Genomic DNA, 15,684 nt, shown 5'->3' on the forward strand with positions numbered 1-15,684 from the left:
AAACTGCGGGCTCTTTTTTACGATCTGAATTTAAGCGGATAAATCTGCTTTTATTTTTTTCACAGCACCTGGCGCAGCTTTCTCTACAGCTGCAGCCGCAATTTCATAGGATTCTTCATAATCATAAGCGTAAAACCGTCTTTCCGCTTCTTTCAGCTGTTCAGATAAAATATGGTTCTGGCTTCTGAATCGGTTTCCGAACTGAATGATTTTTTCAATCAGCATAACCTGCTCTACCAGTTCCTCTGATTCCCGGCTTGCCCTGTTCACGATATCTTCCGCTTGTTTCAGATGGGCTCCGGCCTCTTCCATATTTAAAGGAATTTCGTTTAATTGATTGACCGTTTCTTGAATGTGATGATGCGCGTTTTCCAGCATCTCTTGAATATGACTCGGGATGCCCGGGATGTTGCTTGTCTTCAGCAGTCTTGCTGTTTCAGAAATTGTTTTTTTCAGATTGCCAAGTGTCTCTCTCGCCTGCAGTTCTTCTTTTCTAAGAGCCTGCAGCTTTTCACGGTAATCCGTATGGTCTTTTTTCACTTCTTCAATCTGCTTCTCAATTGATGCGACCTCTTCAACTAAAAGAGAGTAGGCGACATGCTCTGCATCCAGCTTATCTTTTACTGACGCAAGCAGCTTGCCGACTTCATCAATGCGCTTTTCAAAGGCCTGCTGTTTGCCTAGCTCACCAGCTGTCAGTCTGTAGCTTTCCTTCACCAGTTCAGTTTCCGCCTTTGTCTGCTCCTTCTCTTCTTTCAGCTTATCGTAAGCAATGATCAGCTCAGGCATTTTGCTTAACACAGATTGGCCTGCTTCAACTTCACCCTCGAGCTGCTGGTAAACAGATTGAATATTTTCGTCTATGAGCTGCAGTATGGCAGATGCTTCATCAATATCCAGCTCAGTCATCAAAACATGTTCTGCCCGTTTCAGCTGATTTGACAGATTTTCCAGTTCCTTATCAATCTGGATATGCTCAAGCTTATACCCTTTCTCTTTCATTTCGCGATATCCGTCTTTGAGCTTTGCAATCTGGCCCGGCAGCGTCTGCTTGCAGTCGGCTAACAGTTTCGGCACATCATCTATGTACGACTGAAGCCGTTCTAGATTGCGGTCCTGCTCAAGGAGAACTTTTCTTGCAGTAATATAGTTCCCGCCCTCTGTCTCTTCTTCAAACTGTTTGATCCCGCTCCAAATCTCGTCAAGATCTGCTTCAAGGCTGTCATAAAGCTCTCCGTAAAGGTGGCTGTATGCCAGCAGGTTTTTTCGGGACTTTGAGTAGCGTTCTCTTACCTGTTCAATCTCTTCGCGGCTCTTTTCTTCACTTGTGACGAGATTGCTGATTTCCCGGAGTATCTTTTCAATGTTCGATTCCGCCGCTGTCAGGAGATCGTCGATATGAACGAGCACTTGATTGGCTTTTTTAAACCGGTATTTGTCCGCGCATTCTTCGGCATCATAAAGGAGCTCTTCAACTTTCGGCATATGGGCAGTGACAATCTCATCCCATTCTTCACGCCATTTCTCAAAGAACTCTTCTGTCTGCCCCGTCATTTTCAGATGTTTAATTTTGGACATTTCTTCCACTATCGATCGATTGAGAATTTCAATCTTCCAAGATTCCAAACGATCAATTTCCGTGTAGATTTTTTTCCTGAAAAAGTAGCCCGCCGCAAACAGCGCGAGCAGTACAATTAATAATCCAATGACAAACTCCATAATGAGCCCCCTTGCTGTTAACCTTAATCTGTCAGGGTGTTTTATTTATTCAGAAAGATTTCAGGATATGTATTGAGAAAAACTGTCGTTTTCATTGTTATTATGATACCATGTAACCAACATTTTTTGAGCAGAAATCAAAAACTTTTTGTGCAAAATCGGCAGGATTTGACTATTTTTTCACGGGGTGACACCAATGCTAAAGCGAGACGGACATATTCACACACCATTTTGCCCTCACGGCACAACAGACACACTCAGACAATATGCGGAGGAAGCGATAAAAAAAGGCTTTCAATCAATTACGTTTACAGAGCACGCTCCTTTGCCTCCCTCTTTTACCGATCCGACACCGCAAAAAGACAGCGCGATGGCGCAAGCCTCTTTGGAACGCTACATTAATGAAATTTCCGGATTAAAAAAAGAATATCGCGGACAGCTTAACATACGGACCGGGCTTGAGGTCGATTATATTGCTGAATACGAAGATGAAATCAAATCGTTTCTGAATACATACGGCCCATTTTTAGATGACAGCATCTTATCCGTTCATTTTTTGCGCACAAGCTCGTCTTATCTGTGCCTCGACTATGATGAGCATACATTTAAAAAGCTGATCTCAGAGTGCGGAAGCATCGAAGCTGTATATGAACTGTATTACCGCAGCATTTATTCTTCTATTGTAGCATCTCTCGGCGCCTATAAGCCAAAAAGAGTCGGCCACATCACACTCGTTAAAAAATTCATCAGGCTGTTTCCTTATAAAATGTCCGATCATATTCACAGACTTGCTTCCGAGTGCCTGAACGCTGTCAAGGAAAACGGAATGGAGCTCGACTTTAATACATCAGGTCTGAGAAAAACATACGCGGGGGATATTTATCTGGAGGATTGGATGATTGAGGCGGCGAAGAAAAAAAACATCCCGCTTGTATTCGGGTCTGATGCCCATCAAGCGGGTGATGTCGGATACGCGTATGAGAAATTTACTGAACTGCGCTAATTTGTGACCGCATGTCTCCTGTCCGGAATACGCTTCTGATCCAAATCTTGATTTCCTCAAAATACATTTTATAAAAGTACGGCTCGTGCGGCTGCATATAGAGCACTTCTGAAATATATTGAGGCTGGAGATAGGGCATCATCAAGAGAGATTTTAATTGAAGAATAAAATGAGGCAGCGGCAGCGTTAAATGTTCTCGCTGTTTTTCTCCTTCCTCAATAATCAGCTGGAAGATATACTTTTCCTTCATCAGGTACGTCGACATTATTTCCCTTATTAAAGTCGAATCAATGGTGACTTCCCGGTAGACAAACCGAGTTAATTGACGATTGTTATGCTGATAGGATAAAATATCGAAAACCAATTGGAGAAGCTGTTCCTGCGTGCTTTGAAAAGAGATGTTGCCTGCCGCTGTTTCAAGTGTTTTATTGTAGCCTTCGTAAAACTCTGAAACTAAGTGTTCCATCAAACCTCCTTTGCCTTTAAAATAGTAGGAGATGTGCGCAACATTTACATCAGCTGACTTTGCAATTTCACGGACAGATGTGCCTGAAAATCCTTTTTGGTTAAAGAGCATGACAGCAGATTCAATAATTTTGTCTTTGGTGCTTACTTTCATACCGGCTCACTCCTTCCTCTTGTTACAAATTCAAGGTGGAGACCGGCTGTTCCTGTAAGAACTTATCGACAAATGCCGGCAGAAAAGCCGGGATTTTGTTTTATATTATAGAAAAAGTGAGGGTTTTCCATGTTTCATGTCGAACAACAATCTGGAGATAAAGAAAAAGACTATCAGCTTCTGCTCAAACAGCTCGAAGCCATAACAGAAGACGAAACAGACCAAATTGCAAACTACGCAAATGCGTCAGCACTGCTTTATCATTCATTGCCTGAGGTCAACTGGGCCGGTTTCTATTTTGCTAAAGAAGGGGAAGGACAGCTTGTGTTAGGGCCATTTCAAGGTCTGCCGGCATGTGTCCGTATTCCTTTCGGCAAAGGCGTTTGCGGAACAGCATATGCAAACGGAAAAGCAGAGCGAGTTGCGGATGTAAACGCATTTCCGGGACATATCGCCTGTGATGCAGCATCTCAATCAGAAATTGTGCTTCCGATTCATGTAGACGGAAACCTAGTCGGCGTTTTGGACATTGACAGCCCTGTCAAAAACCGATTTGATGAGATCGATGAAAAGTATCTTACACAATTTGCAGAAATCCTTGAAAAAGCTTTAGTGTAGAGCATACAACAAAAGCCCAAAACATGTAGCGTTTTGGGCTTTTTTCATTTTATCGACTCGTGAATCATCAAACGGTTTTTCCCGCTGCGTTTCGCGGTGTAAAGCGCTTCGTCGGCCTCGTGAACAAGCTCCTTCAAGGATTTTTTCGATTTTGAGTCCCAGCAGGAGATTCCGCATGAAATCGTCACCTCAGGCTTCGTGCTTTTTCTCACCGCACAAACAAGCCTTTCGGTAATCCGTTTCCCGACAGCAACCGTCACATTCGGAAGGTAAACCGCCAGCTCCTCGCCCCCCCAGCGGGCGCCGACATCATGCTTACGAATATTGCTTTTGATAACGGAAGCGACCTGTATTAAAATCTCGTCCCCTGTCTGATGTCCGTACGTATCATTTACATTTTTAAAATTATCAATATCAACAAGAATAAAAACGCCTTTTTGATGAATTTTCATGCTGTATTGAATTTTTTCATCTAAATAGACTCTTGAATACAGCTCTGTCAGCTGATCCGTTTTCACCAGATGCTCAAGGCGGTCGCGAAGCATCGAATTGGTCACAGCCAGCGTTGCGTGATGAATCAGTGCTTGGAACAGCTTGTACATTTCAAATGTAAAAGCGTACATTTCCTTTTTCAGCAAAACGGCAAATCCCAGGAGCTGGTCATTCTCCATCATCGGAACAGCCATAAGTGAACCGTATCCGGCTTTTCCAAACACAGACTGTCCATTTCCGATAAAAACGCCATTCTCACCTTCGTACAGTTTTTCTTTTATTTCATTATATATATCAGACGACTTCGTTTCTTTAAAAAATGCTGTGCTCCCGGGAAGCAGTGTCTGATGTTCAAAATGGTCAATATGGAAAAAACCCACTTCTTCAGCATGAAATGATTCAGCCATTCTCACAGCAAGATCGTTCATCGTATCCGTCAGCGTCAGCCGCTGGTTGAGACGGCGCGATGTTTCATTAATTAATTCCAAGTTTGCAATACTTGTTTTGGATTGTTCATAGAGCTGGGCATTTTCAAACGCCTTTCCCGCCGCATTTGCTATCAGTGACATTTCATCAAGGTACACGTCGGTAAGAGGACTGTCTCCCGCCCCACCTGCCATCAGAACGCCGTACGTTCCCTGCTGCCCTTTAATTGGAATGTAAGCGACTGTTTCATTTTTCCGCAAAATGTTCCCGGATAGATAGACTTTAAGCGCAAAGGAATCGGCATCTTCCCCTTCCATATACAGTTCCTTTGCAGGAACACCTATACATTGGTCCTGATCATGAGAAATAAACAGAGAAAATTGAAACAGGGGAAACGTGGTGTGTAAGCTTTCAAGAAGCTTCTTCAACACTTCCGTCTGGTCGAGCAGCGAATGGAACAGTTCTGTCATCTTGTATATCTTTTTTTGATAGATTGTTTTGATATAAAGTCTTTCCTGTTTCATTGACTGATTCAAAAAAGAAGAAATCAAATCCGGAAGCTCTTCCGGAAACACTCCGTCCTGCCTGCATGTTAAATGAAAGCTCCTGCCGGAGACATGATCCTCGATAACATAAAATGAGGCATTTATTTTCGATGCAGAAAAATGCACTTCATCCTCTGCCATTTGTGCCATGTGATCAGATGGAGACGGTAAAAGGGATACGCAAAGTGATGGAAAATATGTTTGAATAGCCGATGTCAGCCATAAAAGAGAGTCGGTGAATGAGACCTTTACAGATTTGGTTAATAAAAAATCGAGCATATGATAACGAAAGGCGGGTAATTGATCTTTTGTTTGTTCTATCATGTTTTATCACCTAAAAAGTTTACCACTAATTTTTGTTTATTATATCATAAACAGCAAAGCGATAATGGATGAATGGTTGACTTCAAAACAAATAAATTATATAATGACCTTTGTGTGAAATATTGCAGCCTTTTTGTTCAGCTTCTATGTTTTCATTTTGTTCCTTATCAGTAAGGTGTATCGTGTAACTCTCTGCTGCTGGAGCGAGGATACATGAAAACAAAATGTCCATGGTCGAATAGAACAGACGGTTTTTATTTTCCACAAAATTAAAACCAAAGGAGGAGTCACATTATGGCTCGCTATACAGGTCCATCTTGGAAACTGTCCCGCCGTCTAGGAATCTCTCTTAGCGGAACAGGAAAAGAATTAGAAAAACGCCCTTACGCTCCAGGTCCACACGGCCCAGGACAACGTAAAAAATTATCAGAATACGGTTTGCAATTGCAAGAAAAGCAAAAGCTTCGTCACATGTACGGTGTAAACGAACGTCAATTCCGTACATTGTTTGACAAAGCTGCAAAAATGACTGGTAAACACGGCGAAAACTTCATGATTCTTTTAGATTCTCGTCTTGATAACGTTGTGTACAAGCTAGGTTTAGCGCGTACTCGCCGTCAAGCTCGCCAATTGGTTAACCATGGCCACATTACTGTAGACGGAAGCCGCGTTGACATCCCGTCTTACCAAGTAAAAGCTGGTCAAACAATCGGTGTTCGCGAAAAATCAAGAAACCTTTCTATCATCAAAGAATCTGTTGAAGTAAACAACTTCGTTCCTGAATACCTTACTTTCGACGCTGAAAAGCTTGAAGGTACATTCACTCGTCTTCCAGAGCGTTCTGAACTTGCTCCGGAAATTAACGAAGCGCTTATCGTTGAGTTCTACTCTCGTTAATCGTTTAAAAAACCCCCTGCCGCTATGCGGTCGGGGGTTTTTTTTCGTCTGATTCTTCTACCGTTTCCTGCTGGACAACACTTTCTCTGGTCTGCTGCTCCCAATAATCCCGCTGTAATCTTTCTTTGGCGATCGTACACATGAGATTCACGGTGAGCTCTCCCTCCTATTGAAAAGGTGGTGAATGGTCGTGTTTGCCCTATCTAATATACTCTTTCCCTCAAATTCCTATGCGCTAAACCAAAAACATCCTTTGCCAATTAAGCAAAGGATGTTTTTTTCTTATTTATATGTGACAAGGAAGTATTTTTTCTTCCCGCGGCGCAGAACAGTAAATTGATCTTCAATGCGGTCTTCAGCAGATAAGATATAGTCAATTTCTGTCTGGCGTTCACCGTTAATGTAAACGGCTCCGTTTTTAATATCTTCACGGGCTTGGCGTTTAGACGGTGACAGTTTCGATTCAACCAGCACATCTACGAGTGACAGTTCTTCAGCGCTGTCTTTTTCTAGAGAAGGCACATCTTTAAAACCGATTTTTACGTCTTGGGCAGAAAGCTCTTTAATATTGCCGCTGAACAATGCTTGGGAAATATTAATCGCTTGCTCCAGTGCCTCGCGTCCGTGAACGAGCGCTGTCACTTCTTCTGCCAGGCGTTTTTGCGCTTCACGCTTTTCAGGTGCTGTTTCAGTTTTTTCAGCATATTCTTCGATTTCTTCCTTTGAAAGGAACGTGAAGTATTTTAAATATTTCACTACATCACGGTCGTCTGTATTGATCCAGAATTGATAGAACTCATATGGGGACGTTTTTTCTTTATCAAGCCAAATTGCGCCGCCTTCGGTTTTTCCGAATTTTGTGCCGTCCGCTTTCGTTACAAGCGGAATGGTAAGACCGAATGCTTTTGCTCCTTCTTCTTCAGATTTTCTGATCAGCTCAAGGCCAGCTGTAATGTTGCCCCATTGATCGCTTCCGCCGATTTGCAGCTTACAGTTTTTCTCTCTGTACAGGTTTAAGAAATCATAAGATTGAAGAATCATGTAGCTGAATTCCGTGTAAGAGATGCCGGATTCGATTCTGGAGCTGACTGTATCTTTTGCCAGCATGTAATTGATGCCGAAGTTTTTGCCGACGTCACGAAGGAAGTCGATCACATTCATGTTTCCGATCCAGTCGTAGTTATTTGCCATAACAGCTGGGTTTTCCGCTGATTCAAAATCAAGAAATCTTGAAAGCTGATGTTTGATTTTTTGCGACCATTCGACAACGATATCAGCCGTGTTTAATGTACGCTCAGCTTTTTTTCCGCTCGGATCGCCGATTAAACCCGTCGCGCCGCCCACAAGCGCAATCGGATGGTGCCCCGCAAGCTGAAAACGGCGGAGTGTTAAAATGGGCAGCAGGTGCCCGATATGCAAGCTGTCTGCTGTCGGATCAAAGCCTGAGTACAGGCGGATTTTTTCTTCGTTCAGCTGTTTATTCAGTCCTTCTTCATCCGTCATTTGCTGAATCAATCCGCGGAAGGATAAGTCTTCAAGTAAGTTTGTCATGAGATAAAGCTCCTTTTTTAATAAAATAAAAACGCCCCTTCGTGTAAACGAAGGGACGATTGATTATCGCGGTACCACCCTACTAATAAGAGCATACATACAGCTTTTCGCTCTTATCACTTTGCCTGATAACGGATCAGGTCCGTTCTTTCACTACTGAAAGCCTGAGCGGCTTTGTTTGCAAAAGCGGTTCATGAGTGTATTCGATATATCCGTCTGTGCTGATTTTCACCGGCCATCAGCTCTCTGGAACGTAAGGATATTCTACTTGTCTCAATCTTTACCTTTTCATATGAAGCTATATCATTTTTAACATAAATAAAATCCCGTGTCAACGGCGCCTTTTAATCCTCCATCGTTGACAGGTCTCCGGCCGGAAGATTCAGTTCCCACGCCTTCAGCACACGTCTCATGATTTTACCGCTCCGTGTTTTTGGCAGCTTATCCTTAAATTCAATTTCACGCGGAGCCGCATGGGCTGCAAGACCTTGTTTGACAAATTGGCGGATTTCTTCCTTCAGTTTATCAGACGGCTCAAACCCTTCTCTGAGAGCGATAAAGGCTTTGATGATTTCGCCGCGCACGGGATCAGGTTTTCCAATCACCCCCGCCTCCGCAATTGCCGGATGTTCGACAAGCTTGCTTTCCACTTCAAATGGTCCGACACGCTCACCGGAGGTCATGATGACATCGTCCACTCTGCCTTGGAACCAAAAATACCCTTCATCATCCATGTAGGCAGAATCACCCGACACATACCATCCGCCAGGCATAAAATAAGATTCGTATTTTTCAGGGTTGTTCCAAATCGTGTGCATCATAGAAGGCCAGCCCTTTTTAATGGCGAGGTTCCCCATTCGATACGGCGGAAGCTCGTTCCCCTGATTGTCAACGATTGCTGCTTCTACACCGGGAATCGGTTTTCCCATCGAGCCTGGTTTAATATCCATGCAAGGATAGTTGCAGATCAGCTGTCCGCCCGTCTCTGTCATCCACCATGTATCATGAATCCGTTTATTAAAAACTTTATGCCCCCATCTGATCACTTCCGGGTTTAAAGGTTCACCGACACTCAGCACATGGCGGAGTGAAGTCAGATCATATTTGGCAGCCATCTCATCTCCGGCTCCCATCAGCATTCGAAAGGCAGTCGGCGCGCTGTACCAGACGTTTACGCCAAGCTGCTCAATCGTTCCATACCAGCTTTCCGGGCTGAATCGTCCGCCGACAATAACATTTGTCGCTCCGTTCAGCCACGGCGCAAAAATCCCGTACACCGTTCCAGTCACCCAGCCTGGGTCGGCCGTGCACCAATAAATGTCCTCTTCCTTTAAATCAAGGACCCATTTTCCTGTCTGATACTGCTGAACCATCGCCTCATGGACATGAAGCACACCCTTTGGCGTACCCGTAGATCCTGATGTATAGTGAAGCAAATAGCCGTCTTTCCTGTCCATCCATTCAATGTCCAGTCTTGTGCTCTCATGCTTAGCCACTTCATCATAATGAATGATGTTTGTTCCTCTCTTTTCAGCCTGGCCGCCGACTATGAATATATGCTGTAAATCAGGCAGCTTTTCAACCGGAATCCTTTCCAAAAGCTCAGGCGTCGTGACGACAACCTTTGCCTCGCTGTTTTGCAGCCGGTCCTTAACAGCCCCCTCCATAAACGCTTCAAATAACGGCCCGGCGATTGCGCCGATTTTGATAGCGCCTAGCATAATAAAATAAAGCTCGGGTGATCTCGGCATAAAAATAAAAACGCGGTCCCCTTTTTCCACATTTCCATACCGTCTCAGTACATTCCCGGCTCTGTTTGTTTCTTCTTTCATTTCTTTAAATGTGTATTTTTCATCCCGTTTTGCGTCCTTATAATAAAGCGCTACTTTGTTTTTCCGAAAAGATTCGGCGTGGCGGTCTATCGTTTCATAAGCCGCGTTCAATTTCCCTGTCTTATGCCAAGAGAAATGTTTCTCCGCTTCGGACCAATCAAATTGCCGATACGTTTCATCGTAGTTTTCTAGGTTATGATCCCCCTCTATCGCTGGTAACGCTTTCAAATTCATGTCAAAACATCCCCCTTTGCTGAAGTTGTCACATTTATTATAGTATATATTCATATTCTTCTCAATTTTTAAAATATAAAGCATGTTGAAAACGCTTTATAATTTGTTATTCTTAAAGGAGGCATGTATTTTTTATAGAAATTGATGGGACGGTGAATCAGTGGAACATCATAAAACATATCACTCTGCAAACATCAAAACAGCAACCGGCTCCTTACTGATAGAAGGGCCTGTCTCTCCAGAAGACTTGGCAGGTTATGAGTTTCATAAGGATTTGACCGCATTTCGGCCGCCCCGGGAACAGCATGAAGCATTAGTCGATATTGCCGGCCTTCCTGAGGGACGCATTATCATTGCCAGAGACGGCCAGGCCATTGTCGGCTATGTGACGTATCTATACCCTGACCCGCTCGAAAGATGGTCAGAAGGAAATATGGAGGATTTGCTTGAGCTCGGAGCCATTGAGGTGGCGCCGGAATACCGGGGATGTTCTGTCGGAAAAACACTTCTGACCGTCAGCATGATGGACGAACAAATGGAGAACTACATTGTGATGACGACAGAATATTACTGGCATTGGGATTTAAAAGGGATGAAAAAGGATGTGTGGGAGTACAGAAAGATCATGGAGAAAATGATGAACGCAGGCGGATTGGTCTGGTTTGCCACCGATGAGCCAGAGATCAGCTCCCATCCTGCGAACTGCCTGATGGCGCGCATCGGAAAAAACGTCAGCCAGGAATCAATTGAACGATTTGACAGGCTCCGTTTTTATCATCGTTATATGTATTAACTGACACTGACAAAGGGGAAAAGATAATGATTGTTGAGCAAATCATGAAAAAGGATGTCATCACATTAACGAAAACGGATACGCTTGAAACGGCAATACACAAGCTGAAGGAATTTCATATCAGGCATTTGCCTGTTATTAATGAAGACCGCCATGTGATTGGGATGATTACAGACAGAGATATGAAACAGGCCAGCCCCAGTATTTTTGAAGAAAGCAAACGCAGCCGTTTTCTCACACGAAGCGTTGAATCCATTATGAAAAAAGACGTCGTGTGCGCCCATCCGCTTGATTTTGTTGAAGAAATATCAGCAGTTTTCTACGAGCACGGCATCGGCTGCCTTCCAGTCGTGCAGCATCACAAGTTAATCGGCATTCTGACAAAAACCGATTTGCTGCGGACTTTTGTGAAGCTGACAGGCGCTGACCAGCCGGGATCGCAGGTTGAGATCAAAGTAAATGACATCACAAAAAGCCTCGCCGATATCAGTGGCCTCTGCCAAAGACTTCAGGTAAAAATACTGAGCGTTCTTGTCTATCCCCATGACGATTCCGGCGCAAAGGTGCTTGTATTCCGTGTCAAGACGATGAATCCGCTGCCGTTTTTGCAGGAATTGCAAAAAAACGGGCATCTCATCGTATGGCCGTCAGAGCACAGGGATCAGCTATGAGGGACAGTGTGTTTATTTATTCTCCCTCTTATCAGACTTATATGTTTCATCAGGAGCACCCCTTTAATCAGCAGCGTGTTCTGCTGACATATGATTTGCTCAAATCGATGGATGCCTTTGACGAGGGGGATATCGTCAGTCCCCGGCTTGCGGCGGAAGATGAGCTGGCTCTTGTGCATACGGACGATTATATTCAGGCAGTACAGCTTGCCGGCGCCGGAAAACTTCCACCCGAAGAAGGGGAAAGCTACGGGCTCGGCACTGAAGATACACCCGTCTTTGCAGGCATGCATGAAGCTGCCTCACTATTAGTCGGCGGAACCTTAACAGCTGCGGATTATGTCATGTCTGGACAAGCACTGCATGCTGCCAACCTTGGGGGAGGCCTGCACCACGGCTTTCGCGGAAGGGCTTCTGGATTTTGCATATACAACGACAGTGCTGTAGCGATTCAATATATTCAGAAAAAATATCAAGCCAAGGTGCTGTATATTGATACGGACGCCCATCACGGAGACGGTGTGCAATTTGCGTTTTATGATAATCCCAACGTATGCACCCTGTCCATTCATGAAACGGGACGGTATTTATTCCCCGGAACCGGTCAGATTCAGGAAAAAGGCAGCGGAAAAGGCTACGGATATTCCTTTAATATCCCGCTTGATGCGTTTACAGAGGATGATTCATTTATTGAGGCTTACCAGACAGCAGCTTCAGAAATCGCCGCTTATTTTCAGCCGGATGTGATTATCAGCCAAAATGGAGCTGATGCCCATTACTACGATCCGCTGACGCATTTGTCAGCAACGATTGCCATTTACGAACAGATTCCGCGGCACGCTCACACTTTAGCGCATCAATATTGCGGCGGAAGATGGATCGCCGTCGGAGGAGGCGGATATGATATTTGGCGTGTGGTGCCCCGTGCCTGGGCCCGAGTATGGCTTGAAATGAAAGGGATCGATCCGGGACATGACATTCCATCTGAATGGATCGCAAAATGGCAAAAGCAATGCCCAGTCACCCTTCCGTCCAGCTGGAGCGATCCCGCCGATTTATATCCGCCGATTCCACGTAAGGCAGAAATTACAGAAAAAAATGCCCAAACCGTCAGTAAAGCGTTATATGCGATACGATCAGAGCGTCAGGAAAAAACAAAATAAAAAAACGACCTTCACGAAGAGGTCGTTTTTGATTTTTTGATGACGATTTCTACACGTCTGTTTTCCTTCATGTGTTCATTTGTTTTGTTATCCTTTACAGGCTTTGTATCCGCATAGCCAACAGCGATAAATCGCTTCGACGGGAGTTTCTCTTTTGATGTGAAATATTGAATCACTCCGCTTGCCCGTGCTGCGGATAGCTCCCAGTTGGACGGATACCTGTACGTTGAAATATTTCGGCTGTCTGTATGGCCCTCCACCTGAATATCATTTGGAATAGTCTGAAGAAGAACTGCAATTTGGTGAAGAAGTGTTTCAGCATTTTCCAACACTTTAGCCTCGCCTGAATCAAACAGCACCGCTTCCTGAAGAACGAGCACGACACCGCGTTCATCCCGCTTTGCTGTCATTTTCGCCTTCAGCTGGTGCTCTTGAATGTATGTATTCACTTTTTGCAGCAGTTGATCCTGCTGATTCTCTTGCTTCTTTGCATCGGCTGACGGCGTGTCTTTTTGATCGATGGCTGTTTGGTCTGGCTGAAGTCCGCTGCCTTCCTTTTGGATCGAGTTCACCGCTGCTTTAAATTTCTGCAGATCGATCTGCGACATCGAAAAAAGTAAAATAAAGAACACAAGGATCAGCGTAACCAGATCTGTAAAGGTGACCATCCAGCCCGAGGATGATTGATTGTTTTTCCCGTTTCCATTCCTTCGTTCAAAGCGCTCTCTTCTAAGCTTCATGTACAGATCCCTTTTTTGTCTTTACTTGATTATGCTGCTTCCGCCATTCTTCCCGAGAACTGAAAACGACGAGCTGGCTTTCCAGATTGCGCGGATTTTTTCCGGATTGTATCCCGATGATACCTTCCACCATTACCTGTTTGATGAAGATTTCACTTTCTGTTTTTTCTTCGAGCTTAGCCGCAATCGGGTTAAATACCATGTTTGCCAGCAATGATCCGTATAAGGTCGTCAAAAGTGCAACAGCCATATTCGGACCGAGCATATCAGGGTCATTTAAGTTTTTGAGCATCAGCACCAGCCCGACCAGTGTCCCGATCATGCCCCACGCCGGAGCGAATTCCCCCGCCTTCTCCAAAACACGCCGCCCTTTGCGGTGCCGTTCCTCCATTGCTGCAATTTCTGAATCCATGACAAGCCGAATCGTTTCTTCATCCCAGCCGTCAACCGCCAGAAGCAGCCCCTTTTTCAAGAATGGATCTCTGATTTCTCTGGCCTGGTCATCAAGTGATAAAAGCCCATGTTTGCGCGCATGATCGGAAAGGGAAACGAAGGTTTTCACAAGATCTTTTACATTGTCTTCCTGGCGGATAAATGCCTGCTTTAACACAGTGGGCGTTTTTTTCAGCTCTCTCGGCGGAAAACTGATAAAAACAGCGGCGCAAAGCCCTCCTGTTACGATAAAGAAAGAAGTCAGATCTAGAAAAGAGCGGAAACCGCTTACTCCCGATCCGGAAATAATTCCAATCACAATAATAATCGTTCCTAACACAAAACCAACAGGTGTAAGATAATCAAAACGTTTCATCATTTCTCCTCACTCATACGAAAAAAGCAAGAATCCACCTTAGAGGTGAAGCTTGCTTTCTTGTTTTTCTTATGACTTGGTTGACTGTCTTAACTCTATACGATGCGGCAATTCGACAATATGCTCTTCCACCGGCTCTTTATTCATGAGCTTTGTCAGCAGTCTCATGGCAACCGCGCCAATATCATACGTCGGCTGAACTACTGTTGAAAGCTGCGGCCGAACCATCAAGCTTAATCTCGTATTATCAAAGCCGATAATGTCGAGATCTTCAGGAATGGAAAGGCCTTGATCCTGTGCGGCATGAATAATGCCGAGCGCCATTTCATCAGTTGCGGAAAGAATCGCTGTCGGTTTTTTGTCCAGGCTCATGAGATGCTGAAGCGCCTCAAGTCCGGAATCATACGTGTAATCACCTTCAGCGACAAATTGTTCATTAAACGGAAGATTCGCCTCTTCAAGCGCCCGTTTGTAGCCTTGCAGTTTCTTTGAGCGGTTGATCGGTTCTGTCATCGGGCCGGAAACAAACGCGATATCAGTGTGCCCCTTATCAACCAAAAGCTTCACCGCGTCATAAATCGCCTGCTCGTAATCAATTGCGACTGATGGTGTTTCACCTTGCTCTTCAACAGAAGCGGCAAGCACGATCGGCACTGGCGAACGCTTAAATTCCGCTACATGCTCGTCCGTAATGTTTCCGCCCATAAATACGATGCCGTCGACCTGTTTGCCGAGCATTGTGTTTAATAAGTGCAGCTCTTTCTCCAAGTTTTGGTCAGAGTTGCTCAAAATGATGTTATATTTATACATTGTCGCGATATCTTCAATTCCGCGCGCAAGCTCTGAATAGAAAATGCTTGAGATATCAGGAATGATGACACCTACAGTTGTTGTTTTTTTGCTTGCAAGCCCTCTTGCCACCGCGTTTGGACGGTAGCCGAGACGGTCAATGGCTTCCAAGACTTTTTTTCTCGTTGTCGGTTTTACATTCGGGTTTCCATTCACGACACGGGAAACGGTTGCCATGCTTACATTAGCTTCTCTCGCTACGTCGTAGATCGTAATATTGCTCATCCTAAAACCACTCCTTTTACTGGATACACTTATCCTTATCTATAGCATAAACACTTTATGTAGAGAAATGTCATAATGTCCGAATTTATGTCGTTTATGATTTGTAAGCGTAAGTCAGTAGTCTACATTATTTTTCATTATTCATCAAATTTAAATACTTCTCATGAAATTATAC

The 15,684-nt window shown here is 44.4% G+C and carries 15 protein-coding genes and 1 other annotated feature; of the genes, 6 read left to right on the top strand and 9 right to left on the bottom strand.

The annotated features are described in order from the left end of the window. Window positions 1-30 precede the first annotated feature (30 nt). The gene (ezrA, locus tag CJU60_RS18030; protein WP_044153843.1) at window positions 31-1,719 is read right to left on the bottom strand and encodes a septation ring formation regulator EzrA; all 1,689 of its coding nucleotides are present in this window, start codon (window positions 1,717-1,719) and stop codon (window positions 31-33) included. Window positions 1,720-1,915: 196 nt separating this feature from the next. Between ezrA and hisJ the strand changes: the two genes are divergently transcribed. Next, the gene (hisJ, locus tag CJU60_RS18035; protein WP_024122501.1) at window positions 1,916-2,722 is read left to right on the top strand and encodes a histidinol-phosphatase HisJ; all 807 of its coding nucleotides are present in this window, start codon (window positions 1,916-1,918) and stop codon (window positions 2,720-2,722) included. On the opposite strand, the gene refZ is transcribed toward hisJ, so the two are convergent. Next, window positions 2,706-3,341: a transcriptional regulator RefZ gene (gene refZ, locus CJU60_RS18040; protein ID WP_010335311.1), complete on the bottom strand. Its 636-nt coding sequence runs from the start codon at window positions 3,339-3,341 to the stop codon at window positions 2,706-2,708. The genes hisJ and refZ overlap by 17 nt on opposite strands. A gap of 129 nt (window positions 3,342-3,470) precedes the next feature. Between refZ and CJU60_RS18045 the strand changes: the two genes are divergently transcribed. Next, window positions 3,471-3,959 (top strand): GAF domain-containing protein, encoded by a 489-nt coding sequence (locus CJU60_RS18045; protein ID WP_024122502.1) that lies wholly within the window; start codon window positions 3,471-3,473, stop codon window positions 3,957-3,959. A 44-nt stretch (window positions 3,960-4,003) separates the two neighbouring features. Here CJU60_RS18045 and CJU60_RS18050 read toward each other — a convergent pair whose 3' ends face one another. Next, window positions 4,004-5,746 carry a diguanylate cyclase domain-containing protein gene (locus CJU60_RS18050; RefSeq protein ID WP_095714524.1) on the bottom strand — a complete coding sequence of 581 codons (1,743 nt, stop codon included), beginning with the start codon at window positions 5,744-5,746 and terminating at the stop codon, window positions 4,004-4,006. A 294-nt stretch (window positions 5,747-6,040) separates the two neighbouring features. Between CJU60_RS18050 and rpsD the strand changes: the two genes are divergently transcribed. Further along, window positions 6,041-6,643 (top strand): 30S ribosomal protein S4, encoded by a 603-nt coding sequence (gene rpsD / locus CJU60_RS18060; protein WP_024122504.1) that lies wholly within the window; start codon window positions 6,041-6,043, stop codon window positions 6,641-6,643. A gap of 22 nt (window positions 6,644-6,665) precedes the next feature. On the opposite strand, the gene sr7p is transcribed toward rpsD, so the two are convergent. From sr7p to acsA, 3 genes are all read right to left on the bottom strand, one after another. Then, entirely contained in the window at window positions 6,666-6,794 is a 129-nt protein-coding gene (gene sr7p / locus CJU60_RS21965) for a small protein SR7P (RefSeq protein ID WP_024122505.1), read from the bottom strand. 131 nt (window positions 6,795-6,925) lie between these two features. Then, a complete protein-coding gene (tyrS, locus tag CJU60_RS18065; protein ID WP_095714526.1) occupies window positions 6,926-8,194 on the bottom strand; it encodes a tyrosine--tRNA ligase in 1,269 nt (422 codons plus the stop codon). Window positions 8,195-8,242: 48 nt separating this feature from the next. Then, window positions 8,243-8,484, bottom strand: a binding site (T-box leader). A gap of 54 nt (window positions 8,485-8,538) precedes the next feature. After that, the gene (gene acsA, locus CJU60_RS18075; protein ID WP_024122507.1) at window positions 8,539-10,260 is read right to left on the bottom strand and encodes an acetate--CoA ligase; all 1,722 of its coding nucleotides are present in this window, start codon (window positions 10,258-10,260) and stop codon (window positions 8,539-8,541) included. A gap of 160 nt (window positions 10,261-10,420) precedes the next feature. Here acsA and acuA point away from each other — a divergent pair, with 160 nt between their 5' ends. The 3 genes from acuA to CJU60_RS18090 are packed head-to-tail and all read left to right on the top strand — an operon-like array spanning window position 10,421 to window position 12,887. Further along, window positions 10,421-11,053, top strand: a complete 633-nt coding sequence (gene acuA / locus CJU60_RS18080) for an acetoin utilization protein acetyltransferase AcuA (RefSeq protein ID WP_069487059.1) — start codon at window positions 10,421-10,423, stop codon at window positions 11,051-11,053. Between the two features lie 26 nt (window positions 11,054-11,079). Continuing rightward, on the top strand, window positions 11,080-11,724 hold the full coding sequence (locus tag CJU60_RS18085; protein WP_095714527.1) for an acetoin utilization AcuB family protein: 645 nt from the start codon (window positions 11,080-11,082) through the stop codon (window positions 11,722-11,724). Beyond that, window positions 11,721-12,887 (top strand): acetoin utilization protein AcuC, encoded by a 1,167-nt coding sequence (locus CJU60_RS18090; protein WP_095714528.1) that lies wholly within the window; start codon window positions 11,721-11,723, stop codon window positions 12,885-12,887. The genes CJU60_RS18085 and CJU60_RS18090 overlap by 4 nt, the downstream gene beginning before the upstream one ends. A gap of 11 nt (window positions 12,888-12,898) precedes the next feature. Here the strand turns inward: CJU60_RS18090 and motS are convergent, their stop codons facing one another. The 3 genes from motS to ccpA all read right to left on the bottom strand — a co-directional run bounded on the left by motS (window position 12,899) and on the right by ccpA (window position 15,509). Next, window positions 12,899-13,627 (bottom strand): flagellar motor protein MotS, encoded by a 729-nt coding sequence (motS, locus tag CJU60_RS18095; protein WP_024122511.1) that lies wholly within the window; start codon window positions 13,625-13,627, stop codon window positions 12,899-12,901. Continuing rightward, on the bottom strand, window positions 13,617-14,435 hold the full coding sequence (motP, locus tag CJU60_RS18100) for a flagellar motor protein MotP (protein ID WP_024122512.1): 819 nt from the start codon (window positions 14,433-14,435) through the stop codon (window positions 13,617-13,619). Before motP ends, motS begins: the two co-directional genes overlap by 11 nt. Before the next feature lie 69 nt (window positions 14,436-14,504). Continuing rightward, entirely contained in the window at window positions 14,505-15,509 is a 1,005-nt protein-coding gene (gene ccpA / locus CJU60_RS18105) for a catabolite control protein A (RefSeq protein WP_024122513.1), read from the bottom strand. Between the last annotated feature and the right edge of the window lie 175 nt (window positions 15,510-15,684).

The sequence above is a fragment of the Bacillus sp. 7705b genome (genome assembly GCF_002289525.1).
GTDB classification, from domain to species: domain Bacteria; phylum Bacillota; class Bacilli; order Bacillales; family Bacillaceae; genus Bacillus; species Bacillus halotolerans.

Excerpts from the sequence above, each read along its gene's own strand:
- ezrA (WP_044153843.1), bottom strand. The coding sequence starts at position 1,719 with ATGGAGTTTGTCATTGGATTATTAATTGTACTGCTCGCGCTGTTTGCG.
- hisJ (WP_024122501.1), top strand. The coding sequence starts at position 1,916 with ATGCTAAAGCGAGACGGACATATTCACACACCATTTTGCCCTCACGGC.
- refZ (WP_010335311.1), bottom strand. The coding sequence starts at position 3,341 with ATGAAAGTAAGCACCAAAGACAAAATTATTGAATCTGCTGTCATGCTC.
- CJU60_RS18045 (WP_024122502.1), top strand. The coding sequence starts at position 3,471 with ATGTTTCATGTCGAACAACAATCTGGAGATAAAGAAAAAGACTATCAG.
- CJU60_RS18050 (WP_095714524.1), bottom strand. The coding sequence starts at position 5,746 with ATGATAGAACAAACAAAAGATCAATTACCCGCCTTTCGTTATCATATG.
- rpsD (WP_024122504.1), top strand. The coding sequence starts at position 6,041 with ATGGCTCGCTATACAGGTCCATCTTGGAAACTGTCCCGCCGTCTAGGA.
- tyrS (WP_095714526.1), bottom strand. The coding sequence starts at position 8,194 with ATGACAAACTTACTTGAAGACTTATCCTTCCGCGGATTGATTCAGCAA.
- acsA (WP_024122507.1), bottom strand. The coding sequence starts at position 10,260 with ATGAATTTGAAAGCGTTACCAGCGATAGAGGGGGATCATAACCTAGAA.
- CJU60_RS18085 (WP_095714527.1), top strand. The coding sequence starts at position 11,080 with ATGATTGTTGAGCAAATCATGAAAAAGGATGTCATCACATTAACGAAA.
- CJU60_RS18090 (WP_095714528.1), top strand. The coding sequence starts at position 11,721 with ATGAGGGACAGTGTGTTTATTTATTCTCCCTCTTATCAGACTTATATG.
- motS (WP_024122511.1), bottom strand. The coding sequence starts at position 13,627 with ATGAAGCTTAGAAGAGAGCGCTTTGAACGAAGGAATGGAAACGGGAAA.
- motP (WP_024122512.1), bottom strand. The coding sequence starts at position 14,435 with ATGAAACGTTTTGATTATCTTACACCTGTTGGTTTTGTGTTAGGAACG.
- ccpA (WP_024122513.1), bottom strand. The coding sequence starts at position 15,509 with ATGAGCAATATTACGATCTACGACGTAGCGAGAGAAGCTAATGTAAGC.